Source organism: Microbispora sp. NPDC046973 (genome assembly GCF_040644495.1).
Classification (GTDB): domain Bacteria; phylum Actinomycetota; class Actinomycetes; order Streptosporangiales; family Streptosporangiaceae; genus Microbispora.
Genome location: NZ_JBEYWQ010000001.1, coordinates 40,877 through 55,433 on the forward strand (window position 1 = coordinate 40,877; position 14,557 = coordinate 55,433).

The 14,557-nt window shown below is 71.2% G+C and carries 14 protein-coding genes; 8 read left to right on the top strand and 6 right to left on the bottom strand.

Translation table 11 applies throughout. From position 1 onward, the window contains the following. Nucleotides 1–228 precede the first annotated feature (228 nt). Together ABZ860_RS00200 and thrS are read left to right on the top strand one after the other, a co-directional pair. Entirely contained in the window at nt 229–1,119 is an 891-nt protein-coding gene (locus ABZ860_RS00200) for a LysR family transcriptional regulator (protein WP_357212823.1), read from the top strand. A gap of 217 nt (nt 1,120–1,336) precedes the next feature. Beyond that, nucleotides 1,337–2,575, top strand: a complete 1,239-nt coding sequence (thrS, locus tag ABZ860_RS00205; RefSeq protein ID WP_357212826.1) for a threonine--tRNA ligase — start codon at nt 1,337–1,339, stop codon at nt 2,573–2,575. Between the two features lies 1 nt (nt 2,576). Here the strand turns inward: thrS and ABZ860_RS00210 are convergent, their stop codons facing one another. The 4 genes from ABZ860_RS00210 to ABZ860_RS00225 all read right to left on the bottom strand — a co-directional run bounded on the left by ABZ860_RS00210 (nt 2,577) and on the right by ABZ860_RS00225 (nt 5,971). Then, the gene (locus ABZ860_RS00210) at nt 2,577–3,632 is read right to left on the bottom strand and encodes an LCP family protein (protein WP_357212828.1); all 1,056 of its coding nucleotides are present in this window, start codon (nt 3,630–3,632) and stop codon (nt 2,577–2,579) included. A gap of 2 nt (nt 3,633–3,634) precedes the next feature. Next, nucleotides 3,635–4,213, bottom strand: coding sequence for an RNA polymerase sigma factor (locus tag ABZ860_RS00215; protein ID WP_357212831.1), 579 nt, complete (start codon nt 4,211–4,213; stop codon nt 3,635–3,637). Between the two features lie 154 nt (nt 4,214–4,367). After that, nucleotides 4,368–5,624 carry an MFS transporter gene (locus ABZ860_RS00220; protein WP_357212834.1) on the bottom strand — a complete coding sequence of 419 codons (1,257 nt, stop codon included), beginning with the start codon at nt 5,622–5,624 and terminating at the stop codon, nt 4,368–4,370. Between the two features lie 158 nt (nt 5,625–5,782). Next, nucleotides 5,783–5,971, bottom strand: coding sequence for a hypothetical protein (locus tag ABZ860_RS00225; RefSeq protein WP_357212836.1), 189 nt, complete (start codon nt 5,969–5,971; stop codon nt 5,783–5,785). Nucleotides 5,972–6,199: 228 nt separating this feature from the next. Between ABZ860_RS00225 and ABZ860_RS00230 the strand changes: the two genes are divergently transcribed. Together ABZ860_RS00230 and ABZ860_RS00235 are read left to right on the top strand one after the other, a co-directional pair. Further along, nucleotides 6,200–7,054 carry a hypothetical protein gene (locus tag ABZ860_RS00230; RefSeq protein WP_357212838.1) on the top strand — a complete coding sequence of 285 codons (855 nt, stop codon included), beginning with the start codon at nt 6,200–6,202 and terminating at the stop codon, nt 7,052–7,054. Then, nucleotides 7,051–7,773, top strand: a complete 723-nt coding sequence (locus tag ABZ860_RS00235) for a TetR/AcrR family transcriptional regulator (protein ID WP_357212840.1) — start codon at nt 7,051–7,053, stop codon at nt 7,771–7,773. Before ABZ860_RS00230 ends, ABZ860_RS00235 begins: the two co-directional genes overlap by 4 nt. A 41-nt stretch (nt 7,774–7,814) precedes the next feature. Here ABZ860_RS00235 and ABZ860_RS00240 read toward each other — a convergent pair whose 3' ends face one another. After that, the gene (locus ABZ860_RS00240) at nt 7,815–8,636 is read right to left on the bottom strand and encodes a glycerophosphodiester phosphodiesterase family protein (protein WP_357212842.1); all 822 of its coding nucleotides are present in this window, start codon (nt 8,634–8,636) and stop codon (nt 7,815–7,817) included. Between the two features lie 114 nt (nt 8,637–8,750). Further along, the gene (locus ABZ860_RS00245; protein ID WP_357212844.1) at nt 8,751–10,514 is read right to left on the bottom strand and encodes an ABC transporter ATP-binding protein; all 1,764 of its coding nucleotides are present in this window, start codon (nt 10,512–10,514) and stop codon (nt 8,751–8,753) included. A gap of 218 nt (nt 10,515–10,732) precedes the next feature. Here ABZ860_RS00245 and ABZ860_RS00250 point away from each other — a divergent pair, with 218 nt between their 5' ends. The 4 genes from ABZ860_RS00250 to ABZ860_RS00265 all read left to right on the top strand — a co-directional run bounded on the left by ABZ860_RS00250 (nt 10,733) and on the right by ABZ860_RS00265 (nt 14,473). Beyond that, nucleotides 10,733–12,313, top strand: a complete 1,581-nt coding sequence (locus ABZ860_RS00250; RefSeq protein ID WP_357212847.1) for a SpoIIE family protein phosphatase — start codon at nt 10,733–10,735, stop codon at nt 12,311–12,313. Beyond that, nucleotides 12,313–12,696 carry an STAS domain-containing protein gene (locus tag ABZ860_RS00255; protein ID WP_357212850.1) on the top strand — a complete coding sequence of 128 codons (384 nt, stop codon included), beginning with the start codon at nt 12,313–12,315 and terminating at the stop codon, nt 12,694–12,696. The genes ABZ860_RS00250 and ABZ860_RS00255 overlap by 1 nt, the downstream gene beginning before the upstream one ends. A 128-nt stretch (nt 12,697–12,824) precedes the next feature. Beyond that, nucleotides 12,825–13,301 (top strand): hypothetical protein, encoded by a 477-nt coding sequence (locus tag ABZ860_RS00260; RefSeq protein ID WP_357212853.1) that lies wholly within the window; start codon nt 12,825–12,827, stop codon nt 13,299–13,301. Beyond that, nucleotides 13,298–14,473 carry a zinc-dependent alcohol dehydrogenase gene (locus ABZ860_RS00265; RefSeq protein ID WP_357212856.1) on the top strand — a complete coding sequence of 392 codons (1,176 nt, stop codon included), beginning with the start codon at nt 13,298–13,300 and terminating at the stop codon, nt 14,471–14,473. The genes ABZ860_RS00260 and ABZ860_RS00265 overlap by 4 nt, the downstream gene beginning before the upstream one ends. Nucleotides 14,474–14,557: the final 84 nt, after the last annotated feature.

The window sequence follows — 14,557 nt, forward strand, 5'->3', positions numbered from 1 at the left end:
GGGAATGCGCGACTACGACCCCGTCGCATCGCGTGAGCTCGGCGCGCAGCGCCTGGATCTCGAAGCGGTCGGCGACGGCCTGCGTGTCGCTCACCGGTTTGCCTGCCTTATCGATGTGCCGATCAGGCGTGTGCCGCCTGTCAAGGTGGCGCCGTGTCCAGCATCGAGGCAGGTCAGCGGCGGAACAATGTAAGCTTCGTGGGGCGATCTATAACAGTGGGGTTATTGGTGGAGCTACGCGACATCGAGATCTTCCTGACGCTGGCCGAGGAGTTGCACTTCGGCCGCACCGCGGAACGCCTCCGCGTGTCCCAGGCCCGCGTCAGCCAGGCCATCGGCAGGCAGGAACGGCGTCTCGGCGTCGCCCTTTTCGATCGCACCAGCCGGCGCGTGACCCTGACCCCTGTCGGCCGCCGCCTCCGCGAGGACCTCCAGCAGGCCCTCGACCTGCTCAAGGAGGGGCTCGCCCGCGCCGAGGCGGCCGGCCTGGGCGCGGGCCGGACCCTGCGGATGGGCGTCTTCGGCCATGCCGGACACGAACTGCGCCCCCTCGTCGAGGCGTTCCGCGCCCGCTACCCCGGCGCCGACGTCCAGTTCGGCGAGATCTACGGCAGCGACCCGTTCACCACTCTGCGTACGGGAGAGCATGACGTGAACGTGCTGTGGTTGCCCGTCGCCGAACCGGACCTCACGGTCGGCCCCACCGTGCTCACCGGAGGGCGCGTGCTGGCCGTGCCGGCGGACCACCCGCTCGTCGAGCGCGGCACCGCGTCCCTGGAGGACCTCGCCGACAACCATGTCGTCGACCTCGGCCCCGACGCCCCCGAGTATTGGGTCGCGTCCATGGTCCCCACGCGTACACCGCTGGGCCGCCGCATCCCGCGTGGGCCCACCGCGCGGACCTTCCACGAGATCCTTTCTCTGGTCGCCGCCGGGCACTGCGTCCACCCGCTGGGCGAGATCGCGGCCCGCTACAACAGGCCCCCCGGCATCGTCTTCCTGCCCATGCACGACGCCCCCGCCCTCCATTGGGCCCTGACCTGGCGGTCCACCGCCGACAGCCCCACCATCCGCGCGCTGGCCCAGACCGTCGCCGACCTCGGCCCCATCTCGCTGTGACGGCGACGTCCTTCCCGGGGGAGCCGGAAATCGACTCGGGGGTGATCACCGGCTGTGCTAACGTTCGCGGCATGATGCGCGCCTGCCTGACGACGACGCCGGAGACCGTCCCGGCGCGCTGACACGTACTTCCGACGAAGCCCCGGGGCGAGTGCCCCGGGGCTTCGTCGTCGTCCGGTCACTCGCCTCGCCGCAGCAGAAACGCGAGGAGACCGCGATGCACGACCACAGCAAGCACGACCACCGCAAGCTGGGCCGCGAGCTCGGCCTGTTCGACACCGACCCGCTGATCGGCTCCGGGCTGCCCTACTGGCTGCCCGACGGCGCCGCCATCCGGCACACCCTGGAGGAGTACATCCGCGACGCCGAACGGCGGGCGGGCTACCGGCACGTGTACTCCCCCGTGCTGGGCAAACGAGAGCTCTACGAGATCTCGGGGCACTGGTCGCACTACAGCGACGACATGTTCCCGCCGATGGACCTCGGGGGAGAGCAGGTCGTGCTGCGGCCGAGCCTGTGCCCCCACCACGCGCTGATCTACCGCTCCCGCTCGCACAGCTACCGCGAGCTGCCGCTGCGCGTCGCCGAGCTGGGCGGCATGTATCGCTCCGAGCTGTCGGGCGTGCTCGGCGGGCTCACCCGCGTGCGGGCGATCCAGCTCAACGACGCGCACATCTTCTGCACCCTCGACCAGGTCGCCGCCGAGGCGGCCGGGGCCCTGGAGATGATCCGGCGGGCGTACGCCGTGCTCGGCATCCGCCCGGTCCGCTACCGGCTGTCCCTGCCGGGGGCCGGCGGGAAGTACGTCGCCGCCCCCGAGATGTGGCGGCGGGCGACCGCCATGCTCACCGACGTCCTCGACCGCTCCGGACTGGCGTACGAGGCCGTCGAGGGTGAGGCGGCGTTCTACGGCCCGAAGATCGACGTGCAGATCGCCGACGGCGCGGGGCGCGAGGCCACCCTGTCCACCGTGCAGGTCGACTTCCACCAGCCCGAACAGTTCGGCCTGCACTACATCGGCCCGGACGGCGGCAGGCACCGGCCGGTCATGGTCCACCGCAGCATCATCGGCAGCGTCGAGCGGGCCGTGGCGCACCTCATCGAGGTGTACGGCGGGGCCTTCCCCGCGTGGCTCGCCCCCACCCAGCTGGTGGTCCTGCCGGTGACCGAGGCCGAGCTGCCCCCGGCCGAGGCGCTCGTACGGAGCTGCGCCGAGCTGGGCCTGCGGGCGGAGGTCTCCGGGCCCGAGCACGGCAGCCTGGGCGCCCGCGTCCGGGCCGCCCGGCTGGCGCCCTACCAGGCGGTGATCGGTGCCAAGGAGGCCTCCGGCGACGAGGTCGCGCTGCGCCTGCGCGACGGCCGCGCCCTGGACGCGATGCCCGCCGCCGAGGCGCTGGCCCGCATCGGCGGTCTCGTCGAGGCCCGCGCCGCCGCCCTGTGGGAGCCCGCGTCGTGACTCAGCCCGCCGCGAGCCGGGCGAACACGCGGGAGGCCTCGGGCTGCTTCCACTCGATCCGGTTCGGATCCTTCTCGTACGGCCGCCACGGCACGGTCAGGGCCGTGACCCGGGTGCCCGCCCGCTGCACGTCCACCGCCAGCGCGAGCATGGTGTCCAGGTCCAGCCCCGAGTCGGTGGTGACCGACGTCGCGGCCACGCGGACGAGGGCGGCCAGGGCGGCGGGTTCGTCGAGACGCGCGACCTTCTTCAGCATCGCCTGCATCAGGGCCACGTTCCGCTTGATACGGGCGATGTCGGAGCCGTCGCCCACGTAGCGCAGGCGCGCGTACGCCACCGCGGTCCTGCCGTCGACCACCGAGCGGCCGGCCGGCAGCCTGAGCTTCGACTTCGGGTCGTTCACCGCCTGCGGGAGGGTGACCTCGACGCCGCCGAGCGCGTCGACCAGCTTCTCCAGTCCGTCGTAGCGGATGGCGACGGCGTGGTCGACGCGCACGCCCGTGGTGGTCTCCACCGTCTTCCACGCGCAGGTCAGGCCGCCGATCCTGTACGCCTGGTTGATCATGTCCAGATGTGCGGCGACGATCCGGCCGTCGGCCGACCGGCACTGCGGGATCCGGACCATGGAGTCGCGGGGCAGGCTGACGGCCGTCGCCCGCTTCCGGTCGGCGGACAGCCGCAGGAGGACCATGAGGTCGCTGCGCTCGCCCTGGTCGCCGACATGGGCGGACGCCGGGCGCCGGTCGGAGCCGAGGAGCAGCACGGTCAGGGCCTCGCCCTTCTTGGGCGGACGGTCCCCCGCGGGCGGCGCCACGGTGTACGCGCCGGTCGTCCCGCGCAGCAGCACGGTCGGCACCGCGACCAGGGCGGCGGTGACCACCGCGACCGCCGCCAGCGCGATCCAGCCCGCCCGGCGGCCGCCGGTGAACGGCGTCAGCCGCCGCCGGCGCCCGCCCGCCGCCTCGTCGAGCAGGCGGCGCCGCTGGCGGGCGAGACCGGCCCGGGGCTCGTGCTCGAGGCCGCGGCCGAGGTCGCGGAGCATCGTGAGGTCGTCCATGGCTACTCCTCGTCCCGCAGCGGATTGGTGTGGCCGAGCGCCTCGCGCACCTTGCGCCGGGCCCGGTTCAGGCGTGAGCGCACGGTGCCCACGGGGATGCCGAGGGCCTGCGCCGCCTCCTCGTACGACAGATCGGCCCACGCGATGAGCAGCAGGACGTCGCGGTCGCCCTTCGACAGGCGCGCGAGCGCGGCGGCCAGCAGCGGGCGGACGGCCGTCGCGCTCACGCCGTCCTCGACGCGTTCGGCGGGGGACTCCGCGACCTCGTCGAGCGGGCTGCGGGTGAGCGCCCGATAGCGGGCGGCCTCGTCTCGGTGGTGCCGGGAGACGAGCTTGCTGACGATGCCGAACAGCCAGGGACGGGCGTCGGAGCGGGTCAGGTCGTAACGGTCCCGGCGCCGGAACGCGACCAGGAACGTCTCGCCCACCAGGTCTTCGGCGACCTCGGGACCGAGGCGGCGGGACACATAGCGGTAGAGCATCGCCGCGTAGCGGTCGAACAGCGTCGCGAACGCCTCGGGCCGCGCCCTGGACTCGGCGATCAGTTCCGAGTCCAGGTGTGGGGTGGCAAGGGGGATCATCGACGACACCATGGCATCGAGCCGGCCTAACGCTCGGGGATCTGACAGCCATGTCTCGCCACTTGCCGCGCTTCGGGTTCACGGCGGGGCGCGGGATGCTCGCGGACGCGCGCCCACGAGGGGACGCGTGCTCGCCCACGAGCGGGCGGTGTGCTCAGGTCGCGGCCGATACGCCTGACGGCTCCTCGCCGACGACCCGCAGCCCCCGTACGCCGGGGGCGAGCAGCGCGGCCAGCGTGACCAGGATGATGACCGCCCCGCAGGCGACCAGCGCCGGCCGCGGTCCCACCGCGATCGCCACCGGCCCGGCCAGCAGCAGGCCGAGCGGCCCGAACATCAGGGACCCGAGCGCGTCGTAGGAGCTCACCCGCGACAGCGACTCGGCCGGGATCTCCCGCTGCATGGTGGTCTGCCACAGCACGCCGAAGATGTCGAAGCACACCCCCATCACGAACGCCCCGGCCACGACCGTCCACAGCGGCGCGCTCAGGCCGAGCAGCACGTACGGCGCGGCGGTGGGCAGCGTGAGGAGCGTGGCGACCAGGATGGGCCGGCGGGGCCGCAGGCGCAGCGTGACGACCACCCCCACGATCATGCCGACCGCCTCGCCCGCGAGGACGGCCGACCAGGCGGGCGCCCCGCCCAGCGACTGCTTGGCGACCAGCGGCCCGAGCACGCCGTGGGCCGCCTGCAGCGCCATGACCAGGATCGAGAACTGGGCGACGACCACCCACAGCCACTGCCGCGAGACGAACTCCCGCCAGCCGTCCCGCAGTTCGGCCAGCACCGAGTGGCCGCCGCCGGCCGCGCGCTCGGCGGGCGTGAGGCGCAGCAGCGCGATCAGCACGGCGGCCACGGCGAACATCGCCCCGCTGGCCGTCAGCGCCCATCCGCCTCCCAGCAGGACCACGGCCGCGCCGCTCAGCACGAGGCCGGCGACGCGGGAGATGTTCTGTCCCAGTCCCAGCAGCGCGTTCGCGGTCTGCAACCGGTCGGCGGGCACCACGTCCGGGATGATTCCGGTGAGGGCGGGGAACAGGACCGCGGCGGCGACGCCGCTCACCGCGCTCGCGGTCACGAGGGCGGGCAGCGGCGTCCAGCCGGTGAGCATCATCGCGGCCAGGCAGAAGTACGCCGCCGCGTTGAGCGACTCCCCCGCCATCATGACCCGGTGGCGCGGCAGCCGGTCGGCGATCACTCCGCCGACGAGCATGAACAGCACCATCGGCAGCGCCTCGGCGGTGAGGACGGCGGACAGCGTCGTGGCGGTCGCGCCCGGGAGGCCGAGCACGCCGAAGGCGAGGGCCACCGGCGCGAAGGCGGTGCCGAGTACGGAGATCGTCCGGGCCGCCAGCAGCAGGGCGAACCGCCGATCCCTGAGCAGGCCGAGATCACGGCGGAGGCCAGGCACGGGAACAACTCCGGAGGATGTGGAACGGGAAGGGGGGCGACGTTCCATCGTGCCGTCCCCGACCGCGCCCGTCATCTGATTTACGGCCGCACGAGCTCCGGAGGCACGTCACTTCCAGCCGGATAGGGGTGCTTAAGCGGGGCAGGCCGCGAGAACTGTCAGCGCCCGACGATCGTGTGGAACAGAAGGACGCTCCCGCCGATCGCTCCGCCACCCACCAGGCATGCCGCCGGCAGCGGCTGGCCGGCGAGATGAGCGAGCAGGCCGGCGAGCAGGCCCACGACAGTGGCCAGCAGCAGGATCACGGCAGCACGGACAGACAGCAGCGGGCCAGGTGACGGTGCCACGGAGTTCTCCCAGTGAGTGATGATGGATCTTCGACTCGTAAGTCACCTATGGGGAGCCATCCCACGAAAATCCGTGACCGGGCTTCACGGAAAAATCTTGAAGGTCTTCCGTGGGGTACCTGTCGGGCGCGCACTTACAAGGGTCGTCTACGTCGGCGGCTAGGAGGCTTCGACGGGCCGCGCATCCCTCCGCGGCTATGGACGAGACCAACGGAAGGGCACGGGACGGTGAGCGACAGCGAACAGGCAGCGGGCAGGTTGCCCGCGGTCAGCGCGCGTACCGGACCGATACAACCTGCCGAGCAGAGCGCCTCCGTTCTCGGCGCGCCTATCTCTCTGTCGGACACTCTCAAGGGAATCCCGGCCACACGAGCGGCTGAGGCGAGGCGGCTTCAAGAAAGCCTTGAGCGCCGGGCGGCCGACCAACTGCTGCGCGACGAGCTGGCCCGGTACGACTTCAGCGGGAACAGGTATCAGAGGTTCGAAGAAGAATTGGCGCGTTACGGCATGTCCGTGCTTCGCGGCTGGATGTACACCGGGTACATCTTCAAGCTGACCGCGAGCCGCAAGTTCGCTCTGTCCCCCAGCGAGGCCGAACTCGAAGAACTCCACCGCGACTCCGACGCACGAGAAGAACTGGCGACGATGACCGTGGCCCTTGCGCTTCCGCGGTTTCGCAAGCACGCGCTCGTGGAGGGCGGCTGGCGTTACGAAGGGGGTGCCAGCCTGCCCACCTACTTCATGGGTGCCTGCTTGTACATCTTCCCGAACGAGTTTCGTAGGCGCCGGGTCCAACGGAAGAAGTGGACTCGGGCGCACATGCGGGAGGCCCTCACCATGCACCCGGATGGCGGCGTCACCACAGGAGTGGAGACCGAGGCACTGGGCAACATGCGCGTCCGCGACGATCTCGAACGCGCTGACGCGCGTACTCGGCCGATCGTCGCGCTGACGATTGACGGCTACACCCAGGAGGAGATCGTCGAACTCCTCGACGAGACGTCCGTACGGGCGGTGGAAGGAGCTCTGTACAGGTGGAGGGCGCGCGAGAAGAGACACCTGCAGCGGGGCGACCGTCCGTGAACGAGACCGCTGACGAACAGTTCGACGAGTTGATCGAACGCTCCTCGCTCGGCGCATCCGGGGCGCGCCGGTTGAGGGAGCGGACCCCGCAACCCAGAATTGACGAAGTTCGCCGGATCCAACGCGACCACAGGGTCATGAGTGCGGCGGAAAGAGTCGCCGATCGACGCGAGCGCCTTATCGCCGCTGCTTATACACTCTTCGCCCAACCGGGCTTCCACGCCACCACGATCGAGCGGCTCTGCGCGACCGCTCGTATCTCGGGCCGGGCCTTCTACGAGTGCTTTACCAGTCGAGAAGACCTTATGCGGGCCGTGTACGAGAGGTGCGTCGAGGAGACCCTTGCGTCGGTGATGGAGGTCATCGAAGCGGCCCCGCCGACGCAGGACGACCGGATCGCGGCCGGTATAGGGGAGTACATCCGCTTCGTTACCAAGGACGTACGGCGGGCGCGCATTATGCATCTAGAGGTCCGGCGCGCCGGGAACGTCCTGACCGGGGCCAGGCAGCAGGCGGTCGAGGCGTTCGCCAAAGTCATCCAGGGCACGGTTCAGGACGTGCCGAAGCAGCCCTCCCCGGACATTCATATGCTGACGCTCGGCCTCATCGGCGCCATTACCGAGTTGATCCTCGAATGGGTGACGGCCGATCCCGCGCCCCCCGTAGAAGGGCTGATCGACGTCGCGTTGCACATCTTCCGGCGCACACTCGCCTTCTGACGGGCGGCTCACGCCCGGGATGTCTGAGGGCTCACACCGTGTCAGCTGTACGAAGGCTGTCGATGGGCAAACGACTCCTGGTGGCACCTCCCGTCGAGCCAGGCGCGGTAGTCCGCGGTGTGGCTGGTCATCACGCTGTTGGGAGCCCGATCGAACACGGCCTGCCACTGCGGCACGTTGAGCTGCCAAGGGGGCGGTGGCTCGTCCCACTTGACGCCGTCGGTCCACTTCGCCGCCGAACCTCGCAGATGGTCCGGCAGCCGGTCGGCGAGTCCCGCCTCGATCCACTCGTCGTGCGAGTAGACGAGGATCGGCTGCGCGTCCTGCCGTTCGACGACGGGATCGACGATCTCTCGCCACGCGGCGGCGCCGTACTCCGGGTCGGCCAGGACGGGCTCGGCGGACGCCTTGATCTCCAGCAGCGCGATCAGCCCCAGGGCTCGGACGTGGTCGAGCCACTCCGGCAGCGCCGGCACGCGCTCACCCGCGTACGGCCCGCGGGCGACGCGGCGGTCGCGCAGGTTGCCGGGCCCGTCGGCCCACCCGATCTCGCGGATCTCCTGCCGGGGACCGGTGAGCCCGTTGGTCGTCCTGTTGTGCCACATGACGGCCTTCGTGCCCTGTCGTGTGAGCTGGACGTCGGCCTCGACGCCGTCGGCGCCCCACGACGCCTGGTCGTCGACCGCCCGCAGCACGTTGGGCTGGCGGATCGCGTCCTTGGTCCTGGCGCCGGCGCTCTTCGGGTAGCCGCCGTGGCCGATCACCAGCGGACACGGCGGCGGCTCCTGCGCGGGCGCGGGTGCGGGTGCGGCGAGCAGCGCGACCACGAGGGGCAGCGCGATTCCCGCCGACGCCCTGGTCACCGCTCGCCCTCCCCACTCCACCGCGGCCGACCAGCGCATTGTGCGCGGCCGTCGGGGGAGCGTGCGGCCTGTGCCGCGCGGGCGGACCCTTTCTTGACGACAACGGGGAGCGTTTCAGGCGAGCTGGGCGGCCTGGAGCCCGGAGTAGACGCCCGGCCTGCGGCTCAGCTCGTCGTGGGTGCCCACCTCGGCGATCCGGCCGTCCCGCATCACGACGATCCGGTCGGCGGTGCGGATGGTGGACAGGCGGTGGGCGACGACGAAGACCGTGCGGCCCGCGACCAGGCGGGCGAGCGCCTGCCGGATCAGCGCCTCGGACGCGGTGTCGAGCGCCGAGGTCGCCTCGTCCAGGATCAGCACCCGGGGGTCGCGGACGAGCGCGCGGGCGATGGCGAGCCGCTGCCTCTGGCCGCCGGACAGCCGCGCGCCGCGCTCGCCCACGATCGTGTCGAGCCCGTGCGGCAGCCGGTCGATGAACTCCAGGGCGTTCGCGTCGCGCAGGGCGGCCCGCAGGGTCTCCTCCGGCACGTCCCGCATGCCGTACGTGACGTTGTCGCGGATGCTGCCCTCGAACAGGATCGACTCCTGGGGCACCACGGACAGGAACCGCCGGTAGGTCCGCAGGTCGAGCTCCTCCATGTCCCTGCCGTCCAGCAGGATGCGGCCCGAGGTGGGACGCAGGAAGCCGATCACGAGGTTGAGCACGGTCGACTTGCCCGCTCCCGATGCCCCGACCAGGGCGATGGTCTCCCCGGGGGACACGGTGAGGCTGAAGTCGTCCACCGCGGGCCGGTCCGCCTCGTAGGCGAGCGACACCGACTGGAACTCGAACTCGCCGCGGACCGCCGTCACCTCGGCCTTGCCGTCGTTGTTCTCCAGGTCGGGCGCCTGGAGGACCTCGCCGATCGAGCGTACGGACTCCAGGCCCTTGCTGATCACGGGCGTCAGGCTCATCAGCGTGGTGACCGAGGTGGTGAGCGTGGTGAAGAACGTGCTCAGCATGACCACGTCGCCGGCCGTGACCGGCAGCACCTGGTAATAGGAGATCAGCGCGGAGCCGGCCAGGAAGCCCGCGGCGAGCACGTTCAGCGTGATCCAGGCCATCGCGCCGAACCGGCCGTTGAGCAGGTCGAGCCGCAGGCCCGTGCGCAGGACGCGGGTGAGCGTGCCGTCCATGCGGTGCAGCGCGTCCTGTTCCAGGCCGTGGGCGCGGGTGATGGGGATCAGGTGCGTCATCTCGGTCACGCGCGCCGACAGCCGCTCGACCTCCTGCCGGAAGCTCTCGTTGTCGGCCCGCAGCCGGTTGCGCATCCGCATCACCAGGACCGCGGCGGCCGGGACGACGAGCAGGAAGGCCGGCAGCGCGGCCGGCACCCGGAAGGCGATCACCGCGAGACCGCCCATGAGCATCGTCACCGCCGACAGGCCGCTGTCGGCCGTCTGCTGCACCATCTGCTCGACGCTCTCGACGTCCCTGACGACCTTGGTCTGCAGCACCCCTGCGCTCACACGGGAGTGGTAGCCGATCGACAGGTGCTGCATCCTGCGGCACAGCGCCGACCGCAGCGCCGTGCCCACCTGCCGGATCGCGCCGTGCAGGCACCGTACGTACAGCAGGTGGCCGGGGAGGTTCAGCAGGAGCAGGACGAGCAGCACGGCCGTCGATGTCAGCAGGTCGGTGACGGGCGCGTGCCGGACGAGCGCGTCGATGACGTTCGCGGTGACCAGCGGGAGGAGCCAGGTCGGGCTGTGCTTGACCGTGAAGGCCACGACGGCGAGGACGAGGCGGGGCCGGTGCTCCCGGAAGAGGTAGGCCAGTGTGCGGAGCGGGTGCTCGCCCCGGTAGCGATGGTCCAGAGCATTGTGCGGAAGCACCATCCCGACAATCCCCCTACCGGACCGAGAAGGGTAAAAAGTTCCTAAAAGATGCTAAGAGCGGGAAGGGGAGTGTGCGGACGGACGGCACCTCGCGGGGAGACCAAGGGGCGTCCAGTGCCTATCGTGAAGGACGGAGGGTAACCTCATCGGGAAGGCAAGAGCGATCCTTCCGACAGTCCGCTCTTGTGGATGCCTCACGGAAGGTGGCCGGCGGATTCATGAGCGGAGGTGATCGCATCCTGCGGCTTACTCCTGTCAACAGCCCCTCTCTCGACGGGGGCGACTCGTCCCCCGAAGCGATGGCCGGGCTGGTGCAGGCCATGCTCGATGCGATCTCGGTCCAGGGCGTCTGGCTGGTGCCCATCCGCGATCAGGCCGGTGCGATCCTCGACTTCGAGGTGTGCGCGGCCAGCCCCGAGGCCAGGGACGTCCGCGAAAGGACCGGCAAGGAGCTCGTCGGCCTGCGCACGCTCGAGGCGTATCCGGGCGTCGCCGGCTCCCCTCTGTGGGACGCCTACCTCCGTGTCATGGAGACCGGGGAACCCGAGGACGTCGATCCCTACGTGCACAGGGAAGACGGGGGCGGTGCGCCTCACCTGTCGGCCTACGGCGTCCGCCTGTCCCGGCTGCAGGGCGGCCTTCTCGTTTCGTGGGATCGCCACGACAGGGAGGAGCGCCTGTCGGCCCGGCTCCTCCACACCGAGCGCCTGGGCCACCTCGGCTGGGGACACTGGAGCCTGATCACCGGCGAGGCCGAGTGGTCCGACCAGCTCTACGTCATCCACGGGCGCGACCCGGCCGAGGGACCGTTCGCGCTGGAGCACTACCGCGAGATCGCCCACCCCGACGACGTCGCGATCGTCGAGCACGCGCTCACGACGCTGAGCGGCAGCGGCGGGCCGCACGAGTTCGACATCCGCATCCGCGTCGGTGACGAGTACCGGCACATCAGAGTGACGGCCGAGGTCAGCCGGGACGCGAACGGGAGGCCCGTCGAGATCCACGGCGTCGTGCAGGACGTGACCGACTGGCGCAGGACCGCCGACGAGCTCGCCGAGGTCACCCAGCGGCTGGAGGAGGAGTCGCAGCTCACCGCGCGGCTGCAGAGCATCATCCTGCCGATGCAGGACTCGGTGCCCGGGTTGCAGCTCGGCGTGCGCTACTTCCCGGCCGAGACGGCGCCGCTGGGCGGCGACTGGTATCAGGCCATCCACCTCGACCACGGGGAGGCGCTGCTGGCCGTGGGCGACGTCGCCGGGCACGGCCTGGCCGCCGCCTCCGCGATGGCCAAGCTGCGGCACGCGATCACCGGGCTGGCCTTCGCCGACCACGATCCGGCGCAGATCCTCGTGGCGCTGAACCGGCTGCTGCGGCGGATGCGGCCCGACGTGCTCGCGACGTCGGTCGTGGCCCGCTACCGCACCAAGGACCGCACGCTCAGGTGGACCCACGCGGGCCACCCGCCGATGCTGCTTGTCAGGGGCAACAAGGTGCATCGGCTGCTGCACCCCGGCGTGCTGCTCGGCGTCTTCGAGGACGTGAGCTACAGCTGTGCCGAGATGCGGCTGGAGCCGGACGATCTGCTCCTCATGTTCACCGACGGTCTCATCGAACGCCCGGGCCGGGACCTGTTCGAGGGACTGGACATCCTCAGCGCGGCGATCGCGGAGACCGTGCCGAAGGTGCCACCGCAGGATCGCGTGGCGGCGGTCATGGAGACCCTGGCCCCGAGCAACACCGGTGACGACACCTGCATCCTGGTCGCGCGCATTTTGCCGAACTCCTTGGAAGTGTCCTGATGTCTGACCTTCACAACATCTCGACAGCCGAGATCACGTTCGCCGCGGAGAGCAGCGGAAGCATCGGAGTGCTGACGGTGCGGGGGACGCTCGACTTCACCACGCACGAATCGGCCACCGAATTCTTCGACAAGGCGTTCGCCCAGTTCGGGCCGTATCTCGTGGTGAACCTGCTCGGACTGGACTTCCTCGACTCCCGAGCGACGGGCCTGCTGGTCAACTGCTGGAAGCGGGCGCTGGACGAGGGAGGCTGGCTGGGCCTCGTCGCGGTCGAGCAGGGCGCGGCCCGCGCGTTGTGGATCACCGGGCTGGCGTCCCACGTCCCGATGTTCCCCACTGTCGCGGACGCCCTCGCCGCCGCGCCGTCCCGCGACGCCGAATAGCCCGCGCGCCGTCGTCCCGAGACCGTCACCTCGCGTCCAACTCCTCCTCAGATGCCCGCCGGGGGGCGGGATAGAGCCCATGAGCGGGGGTAGCACCGAGGAAGTCGGCCGTGGAGGGGGCGAAGGCCATGAAACGTCTCGTTGCTGGAGCGGCGGCGCTCGCGGCTGCCGGCCTGGGGGTGGCGCGCTGGGCGGCCTCGCGTGACCGGGTGCGGGCCGCGGCGAAGGACCCGCTGGAGTCCAGCCGCTGGCTGGGCGTCACGATCAACCGGCCGCCGGACGAGATCGCCCCGGCCGGGCACCTGCCCGAGCCGCTGGCCCGGGTGGACGCCGAGGTCCGGATGAACCGGGCACCCGGCGACCGCGGCACGGAGATCTACGCCAGGCCGCGGGAGCACCGGGCCGGCGCCGACGGCGTCCTCGCCCGGCTGCGGGGTGAGGATCCCCGCACGACGGTCCGTACGGCGCTGCGCGAGACGAAGTCGCTGCTCGAGACCGGCGACGTGCTGCGCTCGGACGAGGAGATCGCGACGACCCGGCCGACCCTGCCGGGCAAGGTCCTCGACATGGCGCTGGGACGCGCGGCGGAAGGAGGGCGGCTGTGAAGGCGCTGTGCTGGCAGGGCGTGAACGAACTGTCGGTCGAGCAGGTGCCCGACCCCGCGATCCTCAACGCCCAGGACGCGATCGTGAAGGTGACGGCGAGCACCACCTGCGGTTCCGACCTCCACCTGCTCGGCGGCTACATCCCGGCCATGCGGGCCGGTGACGTCATCGGGCACGAGTTCATCGGCGAGATCGTCGACGTCGGCCCCGAGGTGAGCCGGCACCGGCCGGGCGACCGGGTCGTGGTCTGCTCGATCATCGGGTGCGGCCGCTGCTGGGCCTGCCGTCACGACGAGTGGTCGCTGTGCGAGAACAGCAACCCCACGCCGGGCATCACGGACCTGATGTGGGGCGGCACGACCGCCGGCATCTTCGGCTACTCCCATGCGATGGGCGGCTTCCGGGGCAGCCACGCCGAGTACATCCGGGTGCCCTTCGTGGACTACAACGCCTTCACCATTCCCGAGGGCGTCTCGGACCTCGACGCCCTGTTCGCCTCCGACGCGGCCCCGACGGGCTGGATGGGCGCCGAGCTCGGCGGCGTACGGCCCGGGGACGTGGTGGCGGTGTGGGGATGCGGCGGCGTCGGTCAGATGGCCGCCCGGGCCGCCATGCTCCTCGGCGCCGAGCGGGTCATCGCGATCGACCGCTACCCGGAACGGCTGGCCATGACCGCCCGCCACGTGGGCTGCGAGGTGATCGACTACACGAGCACCGACGTCACCGCCGAGCTGCGCGAGCGCACGGGCGGCCGGGGTCCGGACGTGTGCGTCGAGGCCGTCGGCATGGAGGCCGACAGCACCGGGATCCAGCGTGTCTACGACGGGATCAAACAGCAGCTGCGCCTGGAGCAGGACCGCCCGATCGCGGTGCGGGAGGCGATTCACGCCTGCCGCAAGGGCGGCTCGGTGTTCGTGCTGGGGGTCTTCGCCGGCTTCGTGGACAAGTTCCCGCTCGGCGCGCTGATGAACAAGGGCCTCACGCTGCGCGGCGCGCAGCAGCACGGCCAGCGGTACATCCCGAAGCTCCTCGACCGCATCGCGAAGGGCGATCTGAAGACCTCCTACCTCGCGACGCACACCATGACGCTCGACGAGGGGCCCAAGGGCTACGACATGTTCAAGCACAAGAAGGACGGCTGCGTCCGTGCCGTCTTCCGCCCCTGGGCCTGACCGGGGAGAGGGCGCCCGCCGCCCCCCTACGAGGCGGCGGGCTGGTGATCTCAGCGGACGGCCGGGGCGGCCAGCCGTTCCGCC

What these genes read in the sequence shown, in the direction of transcription:
- ABZ860_RS00210 (WP_357212828.1), bottom strand. Translation starts at nt 3,632, where the DNA reads ATGGACGACCTCACGATGCTCCGCGACCTCGGCCGCGGCCTCGAGCAC.
- ABZ860_RS00250 (WP_357212847.1), top strand. Translation starts at nt 10,733, where the DNA reads ATGAGCGGAGGTGATCGCATCCTGCGGCTTACTCCTGTCAACAGCCCC.
- ABZ860_RS00255 (WP_357212850.1), top strand. Translation starts at nt 12,313, where the DNA reads ATGTCTGACCTTCACAACATCTCGACAGCCGAGATCACGTTCGCCGCG.
- ABZ860_RS00260 (WP_357212853.1), top strand. Translation starts at nt 12,825, where the DNA reads ATGAAACGTCTCGTTGCTGGAGCGGCGGCGCTCGCGGCTGCCGGCCTG.
- thrS (WP_357212826.1), top strand. Translation starts at nt 1,337, where the DNA reads ATGCACGACCACAGCAAGCACGACCACCGCAAGCTGGGCCGCGAGCTC.
- ABZ860_RS00215 (WP_357212831.1), bottom strand. Translation starts at nt 4,213, where the DNA reads ATGATCCCCCTTGCCACCCCACACCTGGACTCGGAACTGATCGCCGAG.
- ABZ860_RS00245 (WP_357212844.1), bottom strand. Translation starts at nt 10,514, where the DNA reads ATGGTGCTTCCGCACAATGCTCTGGACCATCGCTACCGGGGCGAGCAC.